14 protein-coding genes are annotated in these 22,515 nt (G+C 64.6%); 11 read left to right on the forward strand and 3 right to left on the reverse strand.

All coding sequences use genetic code 11. The features are described 5' to 3' along the window. Positions 1 to 249 precede the first annotated feature (249 nt). The 5 genes from G369_RS37160 (at position 250) to G369_RS0121160 (ending at position 12,093) form a co-directional block, all read left to right on the forward strand. Positions 250 to 8,532: a two-partner secretion domain-containing protein gene (locus tag G369_RS37160; protein ID WP_080647876.1), complete on the forward strand. Its 8,283-nt coding sequence runs from the start codon at positions 250 to 252 to the stop codon at positions 8,530 to 8,532. Beyond that, positions 8,529 to 8,969, forward strand: coding sequence for a hypothetical protein (locus tag G369_RS38650; RefSeq protein ID WP_157773746.1), 441 nt, complete (start codon positions 8,529 to 8,531; stop codon positions 8,967 to 8,969). The genes G369_RS37160 and G369_RS38650 overlap by 4 nt, the downstream gene beginning before the upstream one ends. 126 nt (positions 8,970 to 9,095) lie before the next feature. Beyond that, positions 9,096 to 9,527, forward strand: a complete 432-nt coding sequence (locus tag G369_RS38655; RefSeq protein WP_157773747.1) for a hypothetical protein — start codon at positions 9,096 to 9,098, stop codon at positions 9,525 to 9,527. Positions 9,528 to 9,647: 120 nt separating this feature from the next. Further along, the gene (locus tag G369_RS0121155) at positions 9,648 to 11,375 is read left to right on the forward strand and encodes a ShlB/FhaC/HecB family hemolysin secretion/activation protein (protein ID WP_019656035.1); all 1,728 of its coding nucleotides are present in this window, start codon (positions 9,648 to 9,650) and stop codon (positions 11,373 to 11,375) included. Between the two features lie 46 nt (positions 11,376 to 11,421). Continuing rightward, on the forward strand, positions 11,422 to 12,093 hold the full coding sequence (locus G369_RS0121160) for a CC0125/CC1285 family lipoprotein (protein ID WP_132751522.1): 672 nt from the start codon (positions 11,422 to 11,424) through the stop codon (positions 12,091 to 12,093). Between the two features lie 50 nt (positions 12,094 to 12,143). Here the strand turns inward: G369_RS0121160 and G369_RS0121165 are convergent, their stop codons facing one another. Beyond that, a complete protein-coding gene (locus tag G369_RS0121165; protein ID WP_019656037.1) occupies positions 12,144 to 13,781 on the reverse strand; it encodes a phosphoethanolamine transferase in 1,638 nt (545 codons plus the stop codon). A 304-nt stretch (positions 13,782 to 14,085) separates the two neighbouring features. Here G369_RS0121165 and G369_RS0121170 point away from each other — a divergent pair, with 304 nt between their 5' ends. Beyond that, entirely contained in the window at positions 14,086 to 14,457 is a 372-nt protein-coding gene (locus tag G369_RS0121170; protein ID WP_279615608.1) for an SH3 domain-containing protein, read from the forward strand. 24 nt (positions 14,458 to 14,481) lie between these two features. Here the strand turns inward: G369_RS0121170 and glpK are convergent, their stop codons facing one another. Both glpK and G369_RS0121180 read right to left on the reverse strand, forming a co-directional pair. Next, on the reverse strand, positions 14,482 to 15,981 hold the full coding sequence (glpK, locus tag G369_RS0121175) for a glycerol kinase GlpK (protein ID WP_019656039.1): 1,500 nt from the start codon (positions 15,979 to 15,981) through the stop codon (positions 14,482 to 14,484). A gap of 25 nt (positions 15,982 to 16,006) precedes the next feature. Next, positions 16,007 to 16,777: a DeoR/GlpR family DNA-binding transcription regulator gene (locus G369_RS0121180; protein WP_019656040.1), complete on the reverse strand. Its 771-nt coding sequence runs from the start codon at positions 16,775 to 16,777 to the stop codon at positions 16,007 to 16,009. A gap of 122 nt (positions 16,778 to 16,899) precedes the next feature. Here G369_RS0121180 and glpD point away from each other — a divergent pair, with 122 nt between their 5' ends. From glpD to G369_RS0121205, 5 genes are all read left to right on the forward strand, one after another. Next, on the forward strand, positions 16,900 to 18,543 hold the full coding sequence (gene glpD, locus G369_RS0121185; protein WP_019656041.1) for a glycerol-3-phosphate dehydrogenase: 1,644 nt from the start codon (positions 16,900 to 16,902) through the stop codon (positions 18,541 to 18,543). Between the two features lie 63 nt (positions 18,544 to 18,606). Then, on the forward strand, positions 18,607 to 19,680 hold the full coding sequence (locus G369_RS0121190; protein ID WP_019656042.1) for an ABC transporter ATP-binding protein: 1,074 nt from the start codon (positions 18,607 to 18,609) through the stop codon (positions 19,678 to 19,680). A gap of 2 nt (positions 19,681 to 19,682) precedes the next feature. Then, entirely contained in the window at positions 19,683 to 20,753 is a 1,071-nt protein-coding gene (locus G369_RS0121195) for an ABC transporter ATP-binding protein (RefSeq protein ID WP_019656043.1), read from the forward strand. Positions 20,754 to 20,814: 61 nt separating this feature from the next. After that, complete coding sequence (locus G369_RS0121200) at positions 20,815 to 21,705, forward strand: carbohydrate ABC transporter permease (RefSeq protein ID WP_019656044.1); 891 nt, start codon at positions 20,815 to 20,817, stop codon at positions 21,703 to 21,705. Beyond that, positions 21,702 to 22,514 carry a carbohydrate ABC transporter permease gene (locus tag G369_RS0121205; RefSeq protein ID WP_019656045.1) on the forward strand — a complete coding sequence of 271 codons (813 nt, stop codon included), beginning with the start codon at positions 21,702 to 21,704 and terminating at the stop codon, positions 22,512 to 22,514. The genes G369_RS0121200 and G369_RS0121205 overlap by 4 nt, the downstream gene beginning before the upstream one ends. The last annotated feature ends 1 nt before the right edge of the window (position 22,515 follow it).

The following is a 22,515-nucleotide window of genomic DNA, read 5'->3' on the forward strand; positions in this document are numbered from 1 at the left end:
TTCATCCTTTTCCGGGGGGAAGCCTGCCTAGCTTGATGCGAATTTTTGACAATTGTTGACGGGTTGATCCCGGTTAGTAGGATTTTAATAAATAAGGATTAATTCGACGGAGTTGGGCAAATTCTGTCGTTGAAAAGCATGTATTAATTCCTTGAAAGCAAGCGCCGCTCTTTCATAATCGCGCTCCGCAGTTTTCATTTGGTCACAGATGTGGCTGCAGATTGACAACTATGAGGGAGCGTAAAAGCGATGAATCGGCACTTGCACCGCGTGGTCTTCAACGCGGCGAGAGGACTGCGCATGGCGGTCCAGGAAACGGCCGCGAGCACTGGCAAGGGAGCGAGTAGAGCTACTACCGTCGCAGGTGCTGCAGCCGTCGCAGGGGCACTTATCGCAGGGGCGGCACATGCCCAGATCGTCGGCGCTCCCAACGTTCCCGGTAATCTCCGCCCGACCGTGCTGACAGCGCCCAATGGCGTGCCGCTGGTCAATATCCAGACGCCTTCCGCTGCAGGCGTCTCGCGCAACGTCTACAACCAGTTCAGCGTCGGTTCGAACGGCGCCATCCTGAACAACAGTCGGGTGAACGTGCAGACCCAGCTTGGTGGGTTCGTTCAAGGCAACCCGTTCCTCGCATCGGGGCCGGCACGCATCATCCTCAATGAGGTCAACGGCGGAACGCCCAGCCAGCTTCGCGGCTACGTCGAAGTGGGTGGCCAGCGCGCTGAAGTGATCATTGCGAACCCGGCGGGCATCAGTGTGGATGGCGGCGGCTTCATCAATGCCAGCCGTGCCACGCTCACCACCGGTACGCCGCAGTTCAACGCCGTCGGCGGTCTCGACAGTTTCCTTGTTCGTGGCGGCACCGTCACTATCGACGGCGCGGGCCTCGATGCCAGCAAGACCGACTACGCCGCCGTCCTCGCTCGTGCCGTGCAGCTCAACGCGGCGATCTACGCCACGGATCTCAAGGTGGTGACCGGTGCGAACCAGATCAGCGCCGACCACGTGCAGATCACGCCCACGACGGGCACCGGCGCAGCACCGACCTTCGCGTTGGACGTGGCTGCGCTCGGCGGCATGTACGCCGGAAAGATCGTGCTCCTGGGAACCGAGCAGGGCCTGGGCGTGCGCAACGCCGGGAACATCGGCGCGAGCGCCGGCAGCCTCGTCGTCACGGCTTCTGGCCGCCTGGAGAACACCGGCACACTCGAAGGCCAGAGCGTGCAGCTTGCCAGCATGGGCGGCGACATCGTGAACCAGGGCACGATCCGCCAGACCAGCATGGCGTCGCTGTCGCTGTCGGCACCGACGATCAGCAATACCCAGGGCGGATGGATCGGCAGCGAGCCTCCGCCTCCGCCCACTTCGACGCCGACAACGGGTGGCAGTGACGGCGGCAACCCTGGCACAGGCACCACCGGAGGCACGGGCTCGAGCGGCTCGACCGGCACCACGACATCGACAGGTGGAACTACCACCGGAGGTACCTCGGCACCCGCCGCAACGCCGATCGAACCGGGCAGCATCAATGGCGCGGGAGCATTCCGCAACGATAGCGGCAAGGTCTACGCAGGTGGCCCGATCACGCTGCAGACGTCGAACCTGCTGAACAACGGCGGAACCCTGAGCGTGGCGAGTCTGGCACTCAGCCAGCCCACCTTTTCCAACCAGGGCGGGACCATCAATGTGTCCGGGGCCTTCACTGCCAATCTGGGCAGTTTCGACAACTCATCCGGCACCCTGCGCACCGGCAGCCTGGACATCACTACCTCCGGCGACCTGAACAACCAGGACGGCGTGCTGACCAGTGACAGCAATGCAAACCTCACCGTCGGCGGTTCGGCCAACAACCTGCGCGGCAACGTCTCTGCTGCAGGGGCACTTGCAGCCAGCGTCACCGGAACTACCGTCAACACCTCCGGCACCCTGGCTTCCAATCAGGACCTGACGCTCAATACCGGTTCGCTGGAAAACACAAAGGGCAACATCCAATCGGCCCAGGCCGGCGTGCGGGTCACGTCGACAGGCCAACTTGTCAGCGGCGGAGGCGGTTCGATCAAAGCGACCACCGACCTGGGAGTCCAGGCAGGAATGCTCACGAATGCCGGCACGCTGCGCGGCGAGAACGACGTCAGCGTGGCCGTCGCCGGCACTCTCGTCAACGACGGCAACATCACATCCGGTCGGAACGCAACGATTACGGCCGCGAGCGTGCAGAGCAGCAAGGCGAGCGTACTCGGTGCCGGCATCAAGAGCGACGGCATGCTGGGCAGCGCCGGCGATCTACGCGTTGCCTCCACCGGTACGCTAGTTGATAACGGCACCCATCTGGCCGCAGGTAACGCAACGCTCCAAGGTGCAAGTGTCGATCTCTCGGCCAGTAAGACCAACGGTGGCAACGTAGTCATCACAGCCACGCAGGGCGACGTCAACACCAATAGTGCGACGGTCACAACCCCCGGCACGTTGAGCATCACGGCAGCCAGTGCGTTGTCGAACATCGGAGGCACGCTGGGCTCCAACAGTGGCACCCTTGTCAATGCCGCGAGCCTGAGCAACGCATCCGGAACGATTGCCGCGGTGGCAGGAGACCTTCACGTCGAGACCACCGGCGCGACTGACAACACCTCAGGTAGTCTGCTGGCTTCGGGCGCTGTCGTCCTCGCGAACGGTGGTCTGACCAACACGGGCGGCAAAGCCAGCGGTAGCAGTCTTGCCATCGACACGCACGGCGGTGCGCTTGTCAATACGCGAGGAACTCTGAGCGCAAGCGGCAACGTCGACGTGAATTCCGGCGCGATCTTGAACGACGCGGGCCTGATCCACTCAGGCGGCGCGATGGTCATCGACACGCATGGCGGCGCATTGGTCAATACGAATGCCGCAGGCTACGCGAACGGCCTGGGTGGCATCGTCAGCGGCGACACGCTCAAGCTGAAGAGTGGTAACACCGACAACAGAGCCGGCTTCATCGGCTCGAAGAATGCGCTGAGCGCCAACACCGGAGAATTCGTCAACGGCAAGTTCGTCAGCAGCGATGCAGGGGTGGTGTTGAGTCAATCGACCCTGTCCATCAACACCCAAGGCGCCGCCTACGACAACAAGGATGGCCAAACGTTGGCGGCGGGCGACTTGCTGATCGATGCCGGAGCCGGTGCTGCGAAGAACACGGGCGGACTGATCCGTTCGGGCGCCAAGACCACGGTGCGCGCTGCAAGCTTCGACAACACAGCCACCTCCGGCGCCGACCAGGGCATCGAGGGCCAGAACGTCTCCATCACGGCTGCGACCGTCAAGAATACGTCTGGAGCCATACGTGCCGACGTGAACACCACTCTGACGAGTGCGGCTCTCGTCGAGAACGGTACCGGTGGCCTGATCTCCGCAGGCGATACCGTCAGCGTCGTCGATCCCAATGCCGCAAATCCGGCCACGAAGACTCTGAACGTATCCAACTCTGGCGGCACCATGCTTGCCGGCAAGTCGCTCACGGTGGATGCGGCTTCGCTTACCAGCAGCGGCAAGCTGCTCTCCCAGGGCGACCTGCACGTTGCGGCTACGCAGAACATCGTGCTGGACTCAGGCAGCGAGACTATCGCCAATCACGATCTGGGCATCGCTACCAGCGGCAACCTCTCCAACAGCGGCCGGATCGCTGCCGGCAACGCTCTGGCGCTGTCAGCCTCCAACATCGACAACGCAGCATCGGGTGACATCCAGGGCTCCACCACTCATCTGAGCGCCAGCGGCACCATCACCAATCGCGGCGTCATCGATGGCACCGTGACCCGCATCGATGCAGACACGCTGACCAACATCGGCACCGGTCGCATCTACGGCGATCAGGTCTCCATTGCGGTCGACACGCTCAACAATCAGGCCGAGACCGCCAACGGCAGTACCAGCGCCGCCACCATCGCCGCGCGAGCGCGCCTGGACATCGGTGCTGGCACCCTCAACAACGAGGACGGCGCCCTCATCTTCAGCGACGGCAAGCTCTCCATCGGTCGCAGCCTCGATGCGCTCGGCCATGCCACTGGCACGGCAACAAGCATCAACAACCGTGCCGCAACCATCGAGGCCACCGGCGACATCGACATCAAGACCACCACGCTCAACAACACCAACGGCGGCGTCACCTGGACTCTGCAGTCAGGCGAGAGCAAGCAGGTCGTCGAATACACGCTTCCAGGCAGCACCACCCGCTACAAGGCCGAAGAAGTGCTCATCAGCTTCGGTGGGCTTCAGCAGTTCCCCGACACCGGCTGGAACAGTTGGAATGCCGCAAGCGCAGCCAATCCTCTGACGGCGGGCAGTGACCCCTACGCCAGATTGCTGGTGCCCTCGCCGGACTACCCGCTGGCCCAGTTCCGCGCCTACTACATGCAAAGCCCGGCCAGCAGCCAAGACCGGAGCTACCAGACGTGCGGCGGCGGCGAAGGTACCGCGTGCGACACCACCAACGTTGCTGGCGCCTGGTACTCGCGCACCGACCCGATCTGGGCGACTTTCGGCGTCACGCCGCCTGGCGTGGACTTGCCCATGGATTTCATTGGCCGCAAGTACCCGGACATGACCGTGGGCCAGGCCGGTGTCATGGTCCTCGACGAAACCAACCACGACCAGTGGATCCCCTTCGACCACCCGGTCACCCAGGCCGAGTACGACCAGTGGCAGGACTATCGCCAGGCCCACGCCGCGCTGGACAAGGCCACGCTGAAGTTCATCCACACCATCGCTGGATATACGTCGCTCACGGGCACCGAGTACGAGCCCGGACGCATGGCGTCGACTTACGACGCCTACGTCTACAGCGTCACCCCGTCCATGCCAGTCCTGCAAAGCTCCGCGCCGGGCAAGATCATCGCCGGCGGCGCGATGAACATCGCGGTGGGCAGCGGCGTCAACGACATGAGCCAAATCCTGGCTGGTGGCGCGCTGACGGTCACGGGCGGCACCATCGTCAACAAGGGGCTGACTGTCGACGCCCCCACTGTGCAGACCGGCACGGTTTCGCACAGCTATGTCGAAGCGCACTCCGGCGACGATGTGCGCGTCTACCAGATCGCGCCATACAACCTGACGACCAACTCCACGGTCACGCTAGCCGCAGCGCGCCAGGAGGGCAATGTCGCGGTTGCTGTGGGCAACCCGGGTACGGGGGCCTTGTCGGTGGGGCAGACCGGCACTGGCCCCAAAGCGGCTGGCGGTGTGGCCGGCAGCGCAATCGTGAACCCCATCGTCCAGGTGCCATCGAACAGCGGCCCCGGCAACACGGCAGGCACCTCCGGCGCCACGGTCGTGCGCACCAGCGTACCGAACGTCTCGATTCCCAGCGCGAGCCTGTTCAGGACGCTGGCCGATCCGTCAAGCCGCTACCTCATCGAAACCGATCCACGGTTCGCCAACTACCGCAACTGGCTGTCCAGTGACTACCTGCTGAACAACCTCGGACTCGATCCGAACAACACCCTCAAGCGGTTGGGCGACGGCTTCTACGAGGGGCGCCTGATCCGCGAGCAGGTGGCCCAGTTGACCGGCTACCGCTACCTGGATGGGTTCACCAGCGACGACGCCCAGTACTCGGCTCTCATGAATGCCGGCGCGGCCTTCGCGCAGCAGTACGGACTGCGCGTGGGCGTGGCGCTGACGGCCGCGCAGATGGCACAACTGACCAGCGACATCGTCTGGCTGGTCGAGCAGACGGTGACCTTGCCCGACGGCAGCACGCAGCGCGTGCTGGTGCCACAGGTCTATGTGCGCGTGAAGCCGGGCGACATCGACGGCTCCGGCGCGGTGCTCTCGGGCGGCAGTGTGGACATGCGCTTCTCGGGCGACCTCACGAACGCGGGAGGCACGATTGCCGGGCGCCACGCGGTCTCGCTCTCGGCAGACAACATCAACAACCTCGCGGGGCGTATCACCGGCGAGGATGTCACGGTGTCCGCCAGGACCGATATCAATGTCGTCGGCGCACAGATCGATGCGAGCAAGAGCCTGACAGCCATCGCGGGGCGCGACATCAACGTCGTGACGACCACCCGCGATTCGAAGAGCGACACGGGGCCGCTGGCGCGTTCGAGCGCCGACAGCGGTGTGAACCTCAGCGCCACGACGCTGGACCGGGTGGCGGGGCTGTACGTCACGAACCCGGGGGGAAGTCTCAACGTTGTAGCGGTGCGCGACGCCAATCTGATCGGCGCCGAGATCAAGAGCGCGGGAGATGCAACGATCGTTGCGGGGCGTGACGTGAATCTGGGTCCCGTGACGACCAGTCGCACGGATGACATTCGCTGGAGTTCCGACAACACGCGCAAGGATGAGACAAGCAAGGTAATCGGAACCACGATCAGCGGCGCGGGCAATGTGGGTATCGGCGCCGGACGCAATCTCACGGGCGTCGCTGTGACGGTGAACGCAGGGGAGACGCTCAAGCTCAGCGCGGGCGACAAGCTCACCTTGGCCGCAGGAGAGAACTCGGCCTCAGCTTCCACGACGGATGCGCAGAAGGATGGCCTGAGTCATTCCAGCTCGAATGCCGACAGCCAAGAAACCTCGCTGGCGCGCACCACGCTCACGGGCAAGGACATCCAGCTCAAGAGCGGTGGCGACATGACGCTCAGCGCCATCGAGGCCAATGCAGAAAACCTGAGCATCGACGCGGGTGGCAAGCTCAACTTGCTCACGCAAAAGACCACCAGCGCCTTCAGCGGTTCGGAAACCGATGGCGATGGCGCCTGGGTGTCAGCAAAGAGCGCGGGCCATACGGACGAGACCAGCCAGTACAACCTCTTCAATGCACTGAACACGAGCATCAAGGCCAGTGGCGGGGTGACGGCGCAACTGGGGCAGAACGCCAGTCTTTCCGAGCTGGCCAAGCAGCCCGGCATGGCATGGGTCAATCAGCTGACTTCCGATCCGGCTCTCGCCAACAGCGTCGAGTGGCAGCGGGTGCAGGAGGAGCACAAGAAGTGGGCGCAGAGCCAGACCACCATGGGGCCGGTAGCGGCAGCCATAGTGAGCGTGGTGGTGGGGGTGGCGACCGCGGGAGCCGGCTCGGCTGCGGCGGGAACAGCTGGCACCGCTACGTCAACGGGGACCGGCATCGCCGGTGCAATGGGGCTGTCCGCGACGACGACCACTATCGCTTCGGCAGCGATGCAGGCTGGTATCACCGCGATTGCAAGCCAGGCGACAGTCTCCTTCGTCAACAACGATGGGGACCTCGGGAAGGTCTTCAAAGAGTTGGGCAGCAGCCAGAGCGTCAAGAACATCCTCACCGCAATGGTCACGGCGGGTGCCATCGAAGGATTGAGCGTCGAAGGGGTACTGCCTGACAACCTCCGGACGGCAACGAATGGCAAGGCGCTGTTCACAGACCAGTTGGAGCGCCAGTTAATCAATGGCACAGCAAGCGCGGTGGTGCGCAGTGCAATCAACGGCACGAGCTTGGAGAACGAACTAGGTACGGCCATCGCGACTGCGCTCCTGAACACCGTTGCGGCGCAGGGGGCGAACGCGATTGCGGGCTTGACGAACAGGAACACACTGAACGTGTATAGCCAGCAGGTTGCACACGCCATCCTTGGTTGTGTTGTGGGCGCGGGTCGAGCTTCAGCGGAAGCCGGCGGCGGCAGCGGTGCCGGATGTGCGGCTGGCGCCGTTGGGGCAGTGGTGGGGGAATTGACCGCCAAGGCGGTAAACCCCACGGCCGACCCAGCGCTAACTGAGCAGACACTCGAGGCCGCCAACCTCATGAGCGGAGTCGTCGGTGCGCTGGTAGGAGGGAGCGCGAGCGCGAGCTATATCTCCGCCGCAGCGGGGGCGAACGCGGCAGAAAACAACTGGCTAAGCAAACCAGAACGAGGGCTCCTGGACAGTCTGGTTGAAAAGTGCCGGCTGAACTGTTCAGACGCAGAGAAAGAAAAAATGAATGCACTCGCGTTCAAAGACAAACGCTCTGACGATTTGCTTGCACAGTGCGTGGAAAATATGACTTCATTTTGTCAAGGGGTTTGGAAAAATTACCTTAACGGCATGACCACCTATGATGCAACTACGCATTTCTCAAGCGACCTGAATGGATATCAATCTGGAAACTCGTTGCTTCCCGGATTTCATGACTACACAGTAAAGTCCGTAGCCTGCACTGTCGGGCAGGCAGGATGTACGATGGATGGTGTCTTTGAAGCTCTGCGCCTTTATCCTGCACCTCCGCGTTTTTTGACTCCAGATCGGCAAGCGGGGATCAGCACGGGCGATCAATCTTTTGCCTTGGGTGTGGGTGAAGTGGTTCATTGGGTTGGAAACTACACGATCACAAATACGACTATCACGGGAATGCATCTTTTGGACCCTGGCGTTGTTATCAGGAGCGTCGAGCAGCAAGGGGATGCTATCGTTATCGTTACGCGTGGATATGGCGAGGGTCTTCTGCCCCAAATTAATAGCGGCGCCGCCGCACAGTGGATTTGGGGGAAATATACAGACGGAAAAATCAGAGACTACCTCGCAAGAAAGAACCAATGAAACTGATTCGCTTTGCACCAGTTCTTTTGCTGCCGATTCACTTTTTAGTGTACCTAGGCAGCTCTAGCTGGGGATGGATGCTATTTAATTTTGATGCAATTCTGTTGTCATTTTATTTCGGAGCACCGTTTTGGTGGCTTGCTGTTTACGCTCTTTTCGTTCTTTCAAAAAAAGGGACGTACTGGAGCATCTATCTATCGATCACCATTTCCGCAATTGCATCCATAGCAGCGTATTTGATTTTCTCGCTCGACATTCCGGCGGGCACTACAGTCATGTCTGGAGAGAAGGTCTATGTTGATGCTGGAACTCCTTCCGCCATTTATCTACAAAGTTTGATTGGCCAAGCAATCTCTTCATTGCTCGGAGTAGTGATTGGAACTCCGATCTTTGTGAATTTTCTGCGAAGCTTCGACGAGAAGCCCCCGACAAATTAGCTTGGAATCCAAGGGCACGAACTCGGGCGATTGATATGCCAAAAAAGAAATACAGAGTGAATGGCGAGGGCACAGTACACGCAGCGTACCGGCGCACCGAAGAATGAAACTGAAGGAGGAAAACCAATGAAGCATCAAAGAATCTTCGCGGTCGCAATGGCATGTATTGCGCTGGCGGCCTGTCGAACCGCGCCTCTATATGAACCGACCCGCCGAGCGTTGGTGGCAGCAGAAGAAGACGAAGAGCGCACTGTCGTCGGCCAACCTGTGCCAGGCACCACGATCGCTCAGCTTCGTACCGGGATGACCTACGCGCAGGCCGTCAAGATCATGGGCAAGCCGGATGCCGAGACGGTGAACAACACTGGTAAGGCCTGGATCCCTACGTACAACGGCACGGACCGGTGGCGCCACTATCTCGCCTACAAGGGACAGGGCGTACTGGTTTTTGCGGGCGCCGCGGGCGGAGAGATCGCCGAGATCTCCCGTACGAAGGCCTACACGCCTGATGTGCTGATCCAGGTCGTGCACAACCCCAAAGACACCGGCCGTTTCTGACATTTCAATCGCAGCGTGCACGACAGATGCTCGGGTCGGAGTAGCAGAGCACGAGCGCCGGCGCTGTGTACAGAAAAAGATCCCGAGGGAGCGAGATTGAGAGTGAGAACTACGCGTGCCATGCTGGCCGGAGCCCTGCTGGGCAATCCCCTGTGGGCTCTGGCCCAAATACCGAGCACACCGCAGCCCTTTATCGAGCAGCAACGCCAGCAAGAGCGTGAGCGTGCCCGGCGTGAGCAGAACGAACGCACCGTCGACCAGCGCCCGCAGGCTGCGCCGGCAGCGCCAGCACAGCGCATTCCTGAGGCGGAGTCCCCGTGTTTTCGCGTTGAGCGCGTGCTGCTGGTGGGCGAGCAGTCCGAACCCTTCCAGTGGGCCGTTGCTGATCTGTCTGGCCCCGAAGGCAATGATTCTCCGGTCGGCCGATGCCTCGGCACGGCCGGCGTCAACGTCGTGCTCGCTCGTGCGCAGCAAGCTGTCATCGCACGCGGCTTCGTCACCACCCGTGTATTAGCCGCGCCGCAAGACTTGTCGACCGGCACGCTGACCCTCTCGCTAGTGCCTGGCCGCATCGCAGCCATTCGGACAACACCTAATTCTTCGTCCACGCTGCTCGGCAACTCTGCCTTGTTGACCGCAGCCATTCCCGCGCGTCCCGGCGATCTCCTGAATCTGCGCGACATTGAACAAGGCTTGGAGAACCTCAAGCGCGCACCTACCGCCGAGGCCGACATCCAGATCGAGCCTTCGACCGCGCCCAACGCCAAACCCGGCGACAGCGACCTCGTCGTCAAGTACGTCCAATCCAAGAAGTGGCGAGTCACCCTGAGCCTGGACGACAGCGGCACCGAAGCCACCGGCCGCTACCAGGCCGGCGCCACGCTGTCCCTGGACAACCCCTTCGGCCTGAACGACCTGTTCTACGTCAGCGCCAACCACAACATCAACAATCACCTCTTCGGCGACCCGGCCAAGGGCACCGAAGGCCAGACCGTTCACTACTCGCTGCCGTACGGCTACTGGCTGCTTGGCCTCACGGCCTCCAACAGCCAGTACCACCAGAGCGTGGCCGGCCTGAACCAGGACTACGTCTACGCCGGCAAGAGCAACAACGCCGAGGTCAAGCTCTCGCGCCTCGTCTACCGCGACCAGAGCCGCAAGACAACGGTGGCGATCAAGGGCTGGCGGCGCGAGTCACGCAACTTCGTCGACGACACCGAGGTCGAGGTGCAGCACCGCGTGGTCGGCGGCTGGGAGCTCAGCCTCAATCACAAGGAGTACATCGGCGAGGCGACATTCGAAGGCACGCTGGCCTACAAGCGCGGCACCGGCGGCTTCGGCTCGCGCACCGCGCCGGAAGAGGAGTTCGGCGAAGGCACGTCGCGGCTGAAGCTCTACACCGCCGACATCAGCCTCAACGCGCCGTTCAAGCTCAATGTCGGTGGCAATGTGCAGAAGCTGCGCTACTCCGGCCTGATCCGCGCCCAATGGAATCGCACGCCGCTGACGCCGCAGGACCGCTTCGCCATCGGCGGCCGCTACACGGTGCGCGGTTTCGACGGCGAGACGAGCCTGATGGGCGAGCGCGGCTGGCTCATCCGCAACGACATCGGATGGGCCGTGGGTCAAAGCGGGGCGGAGTTGTACGTCGGTGCCGACTATGGCCACGTCGGTGGCCGCTCGACGGTCGACCTGCTCGGCCGCAGCCTGGCCGGGGCCGTCATCGGCGTGCGCGGCCAGTGGACCAAGCTGAGCTATGACTTCTTCGTTGGCGCGCCGATCAGCAAGCCAGAGGGCTATCGCACTGCGAAGGTCACGCTTGGCTTCAATCTCAATGCAAGCTTCTGAATCACATCGCAACAGATCAACTGCTCAGTATTCAGGGAGAAAACTCATGTCCACGAAGATGGTTGCAACGCTGGTCGCAGCAGTTGCATTGACTGCCTGTGTCGCTCCAACGCAATACCGGGAGGCTGGTGCGGGCGGAAACAACTTCGGTTATGCAAGCAGCAAGTTGTCCGACCAGCTGTATCGGGTGCGCTTCACGGGTTCGTCACGCACGCCCTTGCGATGGGCCGATGCGTTCGTGCTCTATCGCACCGCGCAGATCGCGAAAGAGGCTGGCGCGCCAGCGTTCAAGATCGTCGAAGGCTCGGTCGACACCACGGTTCTTGCAGGCGACGATGTCTTTGGGCAGATGAGCCCGTTGGCTGATGTTGAAGTCAGTCGGGTGGCGCTGCATCCGCAGCGCGAAGGCGACCAAATCGTTGCAGCCCATGACCCCCACACGCAGCGAACCGCAGGTGCGGTGCCCGTGTTCCGGGCGCCGCCGGCGCCGACGATGGTGAAGAGCCAGGCACCCTTGTTCATCTACATCCCGTCCAGTGGCCCGGGGCCCGCGCAGCCGGTGCGCTCGATACTCGTCGAGTTGCGATCCGATCCCAAGAACATGGATGCGCAGACATTCGTCGCCGAAGAAGTACTGAGTCGCCTGGGGCCTCGGATCAAGCATGCGGAGATGCCGGTGAAGATGACCCGCGCGTGGCAATCTTCCTCGGCCTCTTGAACCCTTGATCGCAAGATGAGTTCGTTCCGCAGTCGTTCGACCGTCAAGAACTAGCGGAAGAACGACTCGACCTTCACCGGAATCCCCGGCGCCTGCCACCGATAGGACTCCGCCAGCACATCCCGCTCAGGCTGCTGCCCATTCCACCGAATGTTGAGCAGATCCATCAAGGTCCACCCCGTCCAGTCCGCGCGAAACGGCTGCAGCGCCGCATCCTGCGGCAGCGGCTGCCCGTTGCGCCACACCACTGCCGGAATGCGGTAGCCCGAGGCCGTCGACGGGCTATGCCCCGCGCGGTCGCTCACATGACCGACCTCCTGCCCGTGGTCCGACAGATACATCCACGCCCGGTACTCGCCCGGCTTGCCCGGCGCACGCGTCTGCTGCAGCAGCTCCGACACCACGAAGTCGTGATACAGCAGCGCTGCGTCGTACTCCTGCCGAAAGCGCCGCACCCAGGCCGAGCGACCGTCCTTCACCAGGCCGTTCTCCACCGCATCGACGTTGTCGTCGAAGGGATTGGCGTTTGCGGGAAAGCGCAGGCTGTAGTGCGGGTGCGCTCCCATCAGGTGGACGACGATGAGCTTGCGCTCGGTGCTGGTGTCGGCCAGTGCTTCCTGCACGCAATCGAGGATCTCGCCGTCGAGTGACGCACTCGCGCGGCCGGGGGTGCGGTTGACCATGTCGACGACGTCGGCGAGGCGTGCGTGCTGCTGTTCGATGGCGAGGTCGTCGTGGTTGCTGATCCACCAGACCTTGTAGCCGGCGGCGCGTGCGAGTGCCAGCACGTGGGGCGGGTTCTCGGCCTCGGGCAGGCCGAAGTGGAACATGTTGCGCAGCGCGGGCAGGGTGCTGGCGTCCACCGACCATGCGTTCTTCAGCACCGCCATCTGGCCGCCGGTCTGCGCCTTGTGCGCGAGCAGGCGTGGCGTGGTCGGGCGGCCGTAGCCGTAGAGGGCCATGTTGTCGCGGTTGATGCTGTCGGTGATGACCAGCACCACGGTGGAGGGGCCGGACTGCGTGATGACGGGCGCGATGGCCTTGGCCTGCGCCATCAGGCGGTCGCGCTGCTTCTGCTGGTCGGCCCAGGCGGAGCGCAGCGTGTGGAGGGAATCGAACCACTGGGTCCAGAAGATCGCCGGATGCAGCCTGCGCCAGGGCTTGCTGGCGTAGGCCACGCAAGAGAGCAGGAGCAGCAGCGCGATCAGCGCCACCATCCATCGCGAAGGCCGGGCCGACGGGGCCGCGCCTGCCGCAGCACCGCGCCGCGCGAACATGCCCACGAGCACGCCCGTCACCACCAGCACCGCGCCCCACACGGCGGCCGAGCGCCAGTGCATCCACAGGTATTCGGCGCCTTCGCGCGCGTTGGTGTTGGCCGCTGCGCCGAGGACCATCGCGCCGTCGGGCGCGGCCTGGTAGGTGTCGAGCAGGTAGGCGCGCACCGCGCCGTCGATCGCGAAGCCCATCGCCCAGAGCCACACGAGCATCGTGCGCACGCGACGCATGCGGGCGCTGCGCAATGGCCACGCGAGCCACAGCACCATCGGCAGCGCGAGCACCGCGAGCTGCGCGATGCGACGGCCGTCATGGCCCAGCGCGATGAGCGCCAGCAGCGTCGCGCCGACCACGCCGCAGGCGAGCAGCGCGTTGCGCGACGGAGAAGCTTGTGGGGTCAGAGTGGTCAAGCAGGCGGCGCAGCGAGGCGAATCGGGGGAACGGGGGGAGGGGAGGGCGCGCGCATTCTGCCCCGGGCCCTGCGCTGAGGCCTCCAGTGCCCCGATGGCTGCGAGGCCCTTTGGCCGGCCGGTGCGCTCAGGGATATCCCCGCGGAACTTATCGGGCCTCTGGTGCCCAGACGGGCTTTTCCATCAATCCACAGAAGGGAATTTCCGCTCCATGCTCAGATTCAGCCGGCTGCCCGCGCTTTTGCTCGCTTTCGTTCTTTCCTGGGTGGCTTTGCTGCCGTCCGCGACTGCCGCCCAGACACAGATGGTCAGCGCGGCGGTCAAGACACTGAACATGCGAACTGGTCCCGGCCAGCGCTACGAGACGCACTGGACGGTCAGCAGGGGCTATCCGTTTCGCGTGATCGGCAGGAAGGGCGCCTGGCTGCACGTCAGCGACTTCGAGGGGGACAAGGCCTGGGTCTTCCGTTCGATGACCGACAAGACGCCGCACTACGTGGTGAAGGCGCAATCGGCCAACCTTCGCCGCGCGCCCGGCGCGCGCAGCCCGGTGGTGAAGCGGGCGGGCTATGGCGACGTGCTGCGCACCATCGAACGGCGCGGCAACTGGGTCAAGGTGCGGCACGAAGGCGGCGCCACCGGGTGGGTGCAACGCAGCCTCGTCTGGGGCTGGTAGGGCGAGGGCGCCCCTGCGAGCGGTTCAGGTCGCCGTGGCCTGGCGCACGGCGCGCTCCCAGCGCGCCATCGATTCCTCGGCCTGCGCGCGGCCCATGGTCGGCATGAAGCGCCGCTCGATCTTCCACAGCTTCGACAGCTGTCGTGCGTCGGTGTAGACGCCGGTCGAAAGGCCGGCGAGGTACGCGGCGCCGAGTGCGGTGGTCTCGATGACTTCGGGCCGCACTACCGGAATGCCCAGCAGGTCAGCCTGGAACTGCATCAGCAGGTCGTTCACGCTGGCGCCGCCGTCCACGCGCAGCTCGGCCACGGGCTTGCCGCCGGCGGCCACCGCGTCGCGGCTCATGGCCTGCAGCAGCGCGGCGCTCTGGTAGGCGATGCTCTCCAGCGCGGCGCGCGCGATGTGCGCCACGGTGGTTCCACGCGTGAGGCCGGTGATCGTGCCGCGAGCTTCGGCGTCCCAGTAGGGCGCGCCGAGGCCGGTGAAGGCCGGCACCATCATCACTCCGCCCGCGTCGGGCACGCTCTCGGCGAGGGACTGCACCTCGGCGCTGCCCTTGATGGCCTTGAGGCCGTCGCGCAGCCACTGCACCACGGCGCCGCCGACGAACACGCTGCCTTCCATGGCGTACTGGGGCTTCGCATCGGTCTGCGCCGCGCTGGTCACGAGCAGGCCGTTGTGCGAGGGCTGGAACTCGCCGCCGGTGTGCATCAGCAGGAAGCAGCCGGTGCCATAAGTGTTCTTGGCCATGCCGGCCTCGAAGCAGGCCTGGCCGAAGAGGGCGCTCTGCTGGTCGCCGGCCACGCCGCCGATGGGCAGCGCGTGGCCCAGCAGCGCTGCGTCGGTATCCGCGAAGTGCGAGCTCGAGGGCTGCACCTTCGGCATCAGCGAGGCGGGAATGTCGAGCGCCCTCAGCAGGTCGGCGTCCCACTCGTTGGTGTGCACGTTGAAGAGCATGGTGCGCGAGGCGTTGCTCACGTCGGTCACATGCACCTTGCCGCCGGTGAGCTGCCACATGAGCCAGCTGTCGACGGTGCCGAAGGCGAGCTCGCCGCGCGCGGCCTGCTCGCGCGCGCCGGGCACGTTGTCGAGCAGCCAGCGCAGCTTGGTGCCGGAGAAGTAGGCGTCGATGACGAGGCCGGTCTTCTCGCGGATGGTGTCGGCCATGCCTTCTTCGCGCAGCTGCGCGCACAGCGGCTCGGCGCGGCGGTCCTGCCAGACGATGGCGTGGTGCACCGGTTGGCCCGTCCTGCGGTTCCACAGCACGGTGGTCTCGCGCTGGTTGGTGATGCCGATGGCGTGGATGTCGGTGGGCTTGAGCTTGGCCTTCACGAGCACTTCGCGCGCGGTGGCGAGCTGGCTGCGCCAGATTTCCATCGGGTCGTGCTCGACCCAGCCCGGCTGCGGATAGATCTGCGTCAGCTCCTTCTGAGCAATGGCGACGATGTGCCCCTCGCGGTCGAAAACGATGCTGCGCGAGCTGGAGGTGCCCTGGTCGAGGGCGAGCAGGTAGGTGGTCGTCATTCGTTCTTGTTCCTTCTGTTCGTCTTCAGTTGTCGCGCGCGATCTCCAGGCGCACCTGGGCGGCGTTCAGCAGGTCGCTGAAGGGCGCGGGCGGCTCGGCGTCGGTGAAGAGCCGGTCGATCTGCGAGAGGGTGCCCAACTGGATCATCGCCGGCCGGTTGAACTTGCTGGCGTCGGCGGCCAGCCACACTTCGCGCGCCTGCGCGATGATGGTCTGCGCCACCTTCACCTCGCGCAGGTCGAAGTCGCGCAGCGAGCCGTCGGCCTCGATGCTCGACACGCCGATGAGGGCGATGTCGACCTTGAACTGGCGGATGAAGTCGATGGTGGCCTCTCCCACCACGGCGCGGTCGCGCGGGCGCACCGAGCCGCCCGCCACGATCACCTCGCACGATGCGTTGCCGCTGAGGATGGTGGCCACGTTCAGGTTGTTGGTGATCACGCGCAGCCCCGTATGGCGCAGCAGCGCCTTGGCGATGGCCTCCGTGGTGGTGCCGATGTTCAGGATCAGCGAGCAGTCGTTGGGCACCAGCTGCGCCACGCGGCGGGCGATGCGCGCCTTGCCTTCGGCGTGCAGCGTCTCGCGCTGCTGATAGCCGATGTTCTCCGTGGTCGAGCTGGGCACGCGCACGCCGCCGTGGAACCGGGTGAGCAGCCCCTCGTCGGCCAGCCGCTGCACGTCGCGCCGCACGGTCTGCAGGGTCACGCCGAGCATGTCGGCCAGTTGCTCGACGGTGACGGAACCGCGCGCGCGCACGGTGTCCAGGAGATTGATCTGTCGGGGGTTGGAGTTCACGGAGGCGTCGTGGAAAGCGGGAAGACTGAGGCCAAGAGTACTCGGCGCGCCACTTTAAAGCGAACAAAAACGAATCGACCTAAGGGAAAACTCGGAGGAAAATCGCGCCAAAAGGAATCCAAATGAAAAAACTCGAAAATACAATGGCCGCCGTCAGTGACGAAAGTCACGCATCAACGGACCCAATTCCTGTGAGCGCTTCTTCTTCCGCTTCGCCCGCGCCTGCCACCGACTGCGACGTTCTGATCGTCGGCGGCGGCATCAACGGCTGCGGCATCGCGCGTGACCTTGCCGGCCGCGGCTGGCGCGTGGTGCTGTGCGAAAAGGACGATCTCGCCTCGCACACCTCGTCTTCCTCCACCAAGCTGATCCACGGCGGCCTGCGCTATCTCGAGTACTACGAGTTCTCTCTGGTGCGCAAGGCGCTGCAGGAGCGCGAGGTGCTGCTCAAGAGCGCGCCGCACATCATGTGGCCGCTGCGCTTCGTGATGCCGCACGACCCGTCGATGCGCCCGGCCTGGATGATCCGCATCGGCCTGTTCATGTACGACCACCTCGCCCGCCGCGAGGTATTGCCGGGTTCGCGCAGCGTCGACCTGCGCGCGCATGCCGCCGGCAAGCCGCTGAAGGCGCAGTACAAGCGCGGCTTCATCTATTCCGACGGCTGGGTCGACGACGCCCGCCTGGTGGTGCTCAACGCCCTCGACGCGAAGGCGCGCGGCGCCGAAGTGCTGACGCGCACCCGCTGCGTGCATGCCCAGCGCGACGCCGACGGCTGGACCGCCACCCTGCTGGGCGCCGACGGCACCAAGCGCACGCTGCGTGCCCGCGCGGTGGTCAATGCCGCAGGGCCGTGGGCCGAATCCTTCCTGCGCGGCGTGGCCCGGTCGGCCAAGGGCGAGGCGCTCGCCACCAAGAGCCTGCGCCTCGTGAAGGGCAGCCACATCGTGGTGCCGCGCCTCTTCGAGCACGACCACGCCTACATCTTCCAGAACCCCGACAAGCGGATCATCTTCGCCATTCCCTACCAGGACGAGTTCACGCTGATCGGCACCACCGACATCGAACTCACCGGCGACGACCCCGGCGCCGCGCGCATCGCCGAGGAGGAGGTCGAGTACCTCTGCACCCAGGCCAGCCGCTATTTCGAGAAGCCCATCGCGCCTTCGGACGTGGTGTGGACCTACTCGGGTGTGCGCCCGCTGCTGGACGACGACTCGGGCGACCCTTCCGCCGTCACGCGCGACTACATGCTGGAGTCGAACACCGCGGCCGCGCCGCTGCTGTCTGTGTGGGGCGGAAAGATCACCACCTTCCGCAAGCTGGCCGAGGACGCCGCCGACGAGGTAGGGCGGATGCTGGGACAGTCTGCGCAACAGCGCCCGGCCTGGACCGACGGCGCGTTCCTCGCAGGCGGAGACCTGTCGTCCTGGATCGGCCCCGCCAGGCGCCCCGACGAGGATTTCGAGCGCTTCGTCGAAGCCGTGCAGGCAAGGTATCCGTGGCTCGGCAGCCAACTCGCGCGCCGCCTCGCGCGGGCCTACGGTGCGCGCATTGCCGATCTGATGGGCGACGCGAAGGCCATGGCAGACCTGGGCCTCGAGGTTGCGCCCGGCCTGCACGAGCGCGAACTGCGCTTCCTGCAGGACAACGAATGGGCCGTGAGCGCCGACGACGTGCTCTGGCGCCGCTCCAAGCTGGGGCTGCACTACACGCCGGAGCAGCGCGAGCAGGTCGCGCGCTGGCTGCAGCAACAGCAACATTGACAACAAGCCCGTGCCGGCGACAGCCGGGCCGGACGCAGGGACGAGAGAAGGGGAAGAGCGCCAATGCAATTGACACTCGAGCGCGTCACCAAGAAGGTGGGTGCGCAGACATGGCTCTACGAGCAGAGCATCGCGCCGAAGAGCGGCGCGGTCACCGTGCTCCTGGGCGCCACGCAGGCCGGCAAGACCAGCCTGATGCGGCTGATGGCGGGGCTCGACACACCCACCACGGGCAAGGTGCTGGTCGACGGCAAGGACGTGACCGGCATGCCGGTGCGCGAACGCAACGTCGCGATGGTCTACCAGCAGTTCATCAACTACCCGTCGCTCAAGGTGGCGGACAACATCGCCTCGCCGCTCAAGCTGCGCGGTGAATCGAACATCGATGCGCGGGTGAAGGCGCTGGCCGACAAGCTGCACATCGGCATGTTCCTCGACCGCTATCCGCAGGAGCTGTCGGGCGGCCAGCAGCAGCGCGTGGCCCTGGCGCGCGCGCTCGCCAAGAACGCGCCGCTGATGCTGCTCGACGAGCCGCTGGTCAACCTCGACTACAAGCTGCGCGAAGGCCTGCGCGAGGAGCTCACGCAGCTCTTCGCCACCGGCGATTCGACCGTGATCTACGCGACCACCGAGCCCGGCGAAGCATTGCTGCTGGGCGGCTACACCGCGGTGATGGATGCCGGCGAACTGCTGCAGTACGGCCCCACGGCCGAGGTCTTCCATGCGCCGCAGTCGCTGCGGGTGGCGCGCGCCTTCAGCGATCCGCCGATGAACCTGCTGGCCGGCACCGCCAGCGCCGGCCGCGTGCAGATGGCTGGCGGGCCCGCGCTCTCACTGGCGTTGCCCGAAAGCGTCTCGGGCTCCGTCACCGTGGGCCTGCGTGCGAGCGCGCTGAACGTCGATGCAGGGGAGGGCGACATCGCCCTGCCCGGCAAGGTGGAGCTGGCCGAGATATCGGGCTCCGACACCTTCGTGCACGTGGAGACGGCCGTAGGCGAGCTGGTGGCGCAGCTCACCGGCGTGCACCGCTTCGAGCTGGGAGCCTCGCTCACGCTGTATTTCAGCGCGTCGCAGGCGTATGTGTTCGATGCCAGTGAAAAGCTGGCGCTGGCGCCCGCGTGGCGCAAGGGAGACTAGCCATGGCACGCATCGACCTCGACCTCGCCCACGCCTACCGCCCGAACCCCACGCAGGACAGCGACTACGCGCTGCTTCCGTTGAAGATGAGCTTCCGCGACGGCGGCGCGTACGCCTTGCTCGGCCCCTCGGGCTGCGGCAAGACGACCATGCTCAACATCATCTCGGGCCTGCTCGTGCCTTCGCAGGGCACCGTGACCTTCGACGGCCGCGACGTGACGCGCGCCACGCCGCAGGAACGCAACATCGCGCAGGTGTTCCAGTTCCCGGTGATCTACGACACCATGACCGTGGCCGAGAACCTCGCGTTCCCTTTGCGCAACCGCAAGATGCCGGCCGACCAGATCAAGAAGCGCGTCGGCGAGATCGCCGAGATGCTCGATATGAGCGGGCAGCTCAACCAGCGTGCGGCTGGCCTCGCTGCCGACGCCAAGCAGAAGATCTCGCTCGGTCGCGGGCTGGTGCGCAGCGACGTGTCGGCGGTGCTCTTCGACGAGCCGCTCACCGTGATCGATCCGCACCTGAAATGGCAGCTGCGCCGCAAGCTCAAGCAGATCCACCGCGAGCTGAAGCTCACGCTGATCTACGTGACGCACGACCAGGTCGAGGCTCTCACCTTCGCCGAAGAGGTGGTGGTGATGACGCGGGGCAAGGCCGTGCAGGTGGGCAGCGCCGACGCGCTCTTCGAGCGGCCGGCCCACACCTTCGTCGGGCATTTCATCGGCTCGCCGGGCATGAACTTCCTGTCGGCGCAAAGCGGCAACGGCACCATCGAAGTGGCGGGCACGCCGCTGGTGCCCACGCGCGAACTGCCGCACGGTCCGCTGAAGATCGGCATCCGCCCCGAGTACCTGCGCCTGTCGAACGCGGGAGCGGCCGGCGCCGTGCCTGCCGTGGTGAAGCAGGTGCAGGACGTGGGCACGCACGTGATGCTGACGGTGGAGGCCGGCGGCAGCCTGCTGAAGGTGCGGCTGCATTCGGACGACCGCCCTCCGGCGTTGGGAGACACGGTGTGGGTGCGGGTGCTCGACACGCACACCTGCTATTACAAGGATGAGGAGCTGGTCGCATGAGCGCAGTGCCGGGCCGCCCCAAACAAGCTCGCACCGGAGTGCAAAGCACGGAGGTATTGCAGTGAACGCTACCAACAAGCCGATCAACCAGAAGGCATGGTGGCTGGTGCTGCCGGTGCTGGTCTGCGTGGCCTTCTCGGCCATCGTGCCGCTCATGACGGTGGTCAACTACTCGGTGCAGGACATCATCTCGCCCGAGCGGCGCGTGTTCGTGGGAACCGAATGGTTCGCCGCGGTGATGCGCGACGACGAGCTGCACCAGGCGCTGTGGCGCCAGCTGGGCTTCTCGCTGTCGGTGCTGCTGGTGGAGATTCCGCTGGGCATCGGCCTGGCGCTGTCGATGCCGGCCAAGGGCTGGAAGTCTTCCGCCGTGCTGGTGGTGGTTGCCCTGTCGCTGCTGATTCCCTGGAACGTGGTCGGCACCATCTGGCAGATCTACGGCCGCGCCGACATCGGCCTGCTGGGCCATGCGCTGCAGAAGCTGGGCATCGACTACAACTACACCGGCAGCGCCGCCGACGCATGGCTCACCGTGCTGGTGATGGACGTGTGGCACTGGACGCCGCTGGTGGCACTGCTGTGCTACGCGGGCCTGCGCTCCATTCCCGACGCCTACTATCAGGCCGCGCGCATCGACGGCGCGAGCAAGTTCGCGGTGTTCCGCTACATCCAGCTGCCCAAGATGCGCGGCGTGCTCATGATCGCGGTGCTGCTGCGCTTCATGGACAGCTTCATGATCTACACCGAACCCTTCGTGCTGACGGGCGGCGGGCCGGGCAACGCCACCACCTTCCTGAGCCAGTACCTCACGCAGAAGGCCGTGGGCCAGTTCGACCTGGGGCCGGCGGCGGCGTTCTCGCTGATCTACTTCCTCATCATCCTGCTGCTTTGCTTCGTGCTCTACAACTGGATGCAGCGGGTCGGCACGCAGGAAGCGGAGGTGGAGAAATGAACGAGAAGAGATTTCACAAGCGCAGCATCTTTCTGGTGCTGTACATCCTGTTCGCGCTGTTGCCCATCTACTGGATGATCAACATGAGCTTCAAGACGAACGAGGAGATCCTGTCGAGCTTCTCGTTCTTCCCGCAGCAGCTCACCTGGGCGAACTACGCGCGCATCTTCACCGACGAGTCGTGGTACTCGGGCTACATCAACAGCCTGATCTACGTGGCGATCAACACGGTGATCTCGCTCACCGTGGCGCTGCCGGCGGCGTACGCCTTCTCGCGCTATTCGTTCCTGGGCGACAAGCACGTCTTCTTCTGGCTGCTGACCAACCGCATGACGCCGCCCGCGGTGTTCCTGCTGCCGTTCTTCCAGCTCTACAGCACGGTCGGGCTGATGGACACGCACCTGGGCGTGGCGCTTGCGCACCTGCTGTTCAACGTGCCGCTGGCGGTGTGGATCCTCGAAGGCTTCATGAGCGGCATTCCGCGCGAGATCGACGAGACGGCCTACATCGACGGCTACTCGTTCCCGCGCTTCTTCCTCACGATCTTCCTGCCGCTCATCAAGGCCGGCGTGGGCGTGGCGGCGTTCTTCTGCTTCATGTTCAGCTGGGTCGAGCTGCTGCTGGCGCGCACGCTCACCAGCGTGAACGCCAAGCCCATCGTGGCGACGATGACGCGCACCGTGAGCGCATCGGGCATGGACTGGGCGACGCTGGCCGCGGCCGGCGTGCTCACCATCGTGCCGGGGGCCATCGTGATCTGGTTCGTGCGTCACTACATCGCGAAGGGTTTCGCGATGGGTCGTGTTTGAG

The sequence above is a fragment of the Variovorax atrisoli 110B genome (assembly GCF_000382045.1).
In the GTDB taxonomy this organism is placed as follows: Bacteria; Pseudomonadota; Gammaproteobacteria; order Burkholderiales; family Burkholderiaceae_C; genus Variovorax; species Variovorax atrisoli.

What these genes read in the sequence shown, in the direction of transcription:
- G369_RS37160 (WP_080647876.1), top strand. Translation starts at nt 250, where the DNA reads ATGAATCGGCACTTGCACCGCGTGGTCTTCAACGCGGCGAGAGGACTG.
- G369_RS38650 (WP_157773746.1), top strand. Translation starts at nt 8,529, where the DNA reads ATGAAACTGATTCGCTTTGCACCAGTTCTTTTGCTGCCGATTCACTTT.
- G369_RS38655 (WP_157773747.1), top strand. Translation starts at nt 9,096, where the DNA reads ATGAAGCATCAAAGAATCTTCGCGGTCGCAATGGCATGTATTGCGCTG.
- G369_RS0121155 (WP_019656035.1), top strand. Translation starts at nt 9,648, where the DNA reads ATGCTGGCCGGAGCCCTGCTGGGCAATCCCCTGTGGGCTCTGGCCCAA.
- G369_RS0121160 (WP_132751522.1), top strand. Translation starts at nt 11,422, where the DNA reads ATGTCCACGAAGATGGTTGCAACGCTGGTCGCAGCAGTTGCATTGACT.
- G369_RS0121170 (WP_279615608.1), top strand. Translation starts at nt 14,086, where the DNA reads ATGGTCAGCGCGGCGGTCAAGACACTGAACATGCGAACTGGTCCCGGC.
- glpK (WP_019656039.1), bottom strand. Translation starts at nt 15,981, where the DNA reads ATGACGACCACCTACCTGCTCGCCCTCGACCAGGGCACCTCCAGCTCG.
- glpD (WP_019656041.1), top strand. Translation starts at nt 16,900, where the DNA reads ATGAAAAAACTCGAAAATACAATGGCCGCCGTCAGTGACGAAAGTCAC.
- G369_RS0121190 (WP_019656042.1), top strand. Translation starts at nt 18,607, where the DNA reads ATGCAATTGACACTCGAGCGCGTCACCAAGAAGGTGGGTGCGCAGACA.
- G369_RS0121195 (WP_019656043.1), top strand. Translation starts at nt 19,683, where the DNA reads ATGGCACGCATCGACCTCGACCTCGCCCACGCCTACCGCCCGAACCCC.
- G369_RS0121205 (WP_019656045.1), top strand. Translation starts at nt 21,702, where the DNA reads ATGAACGAGAAGAGATTTCACAAGCGCAGCATCTTTCTGGTGCTGTAC.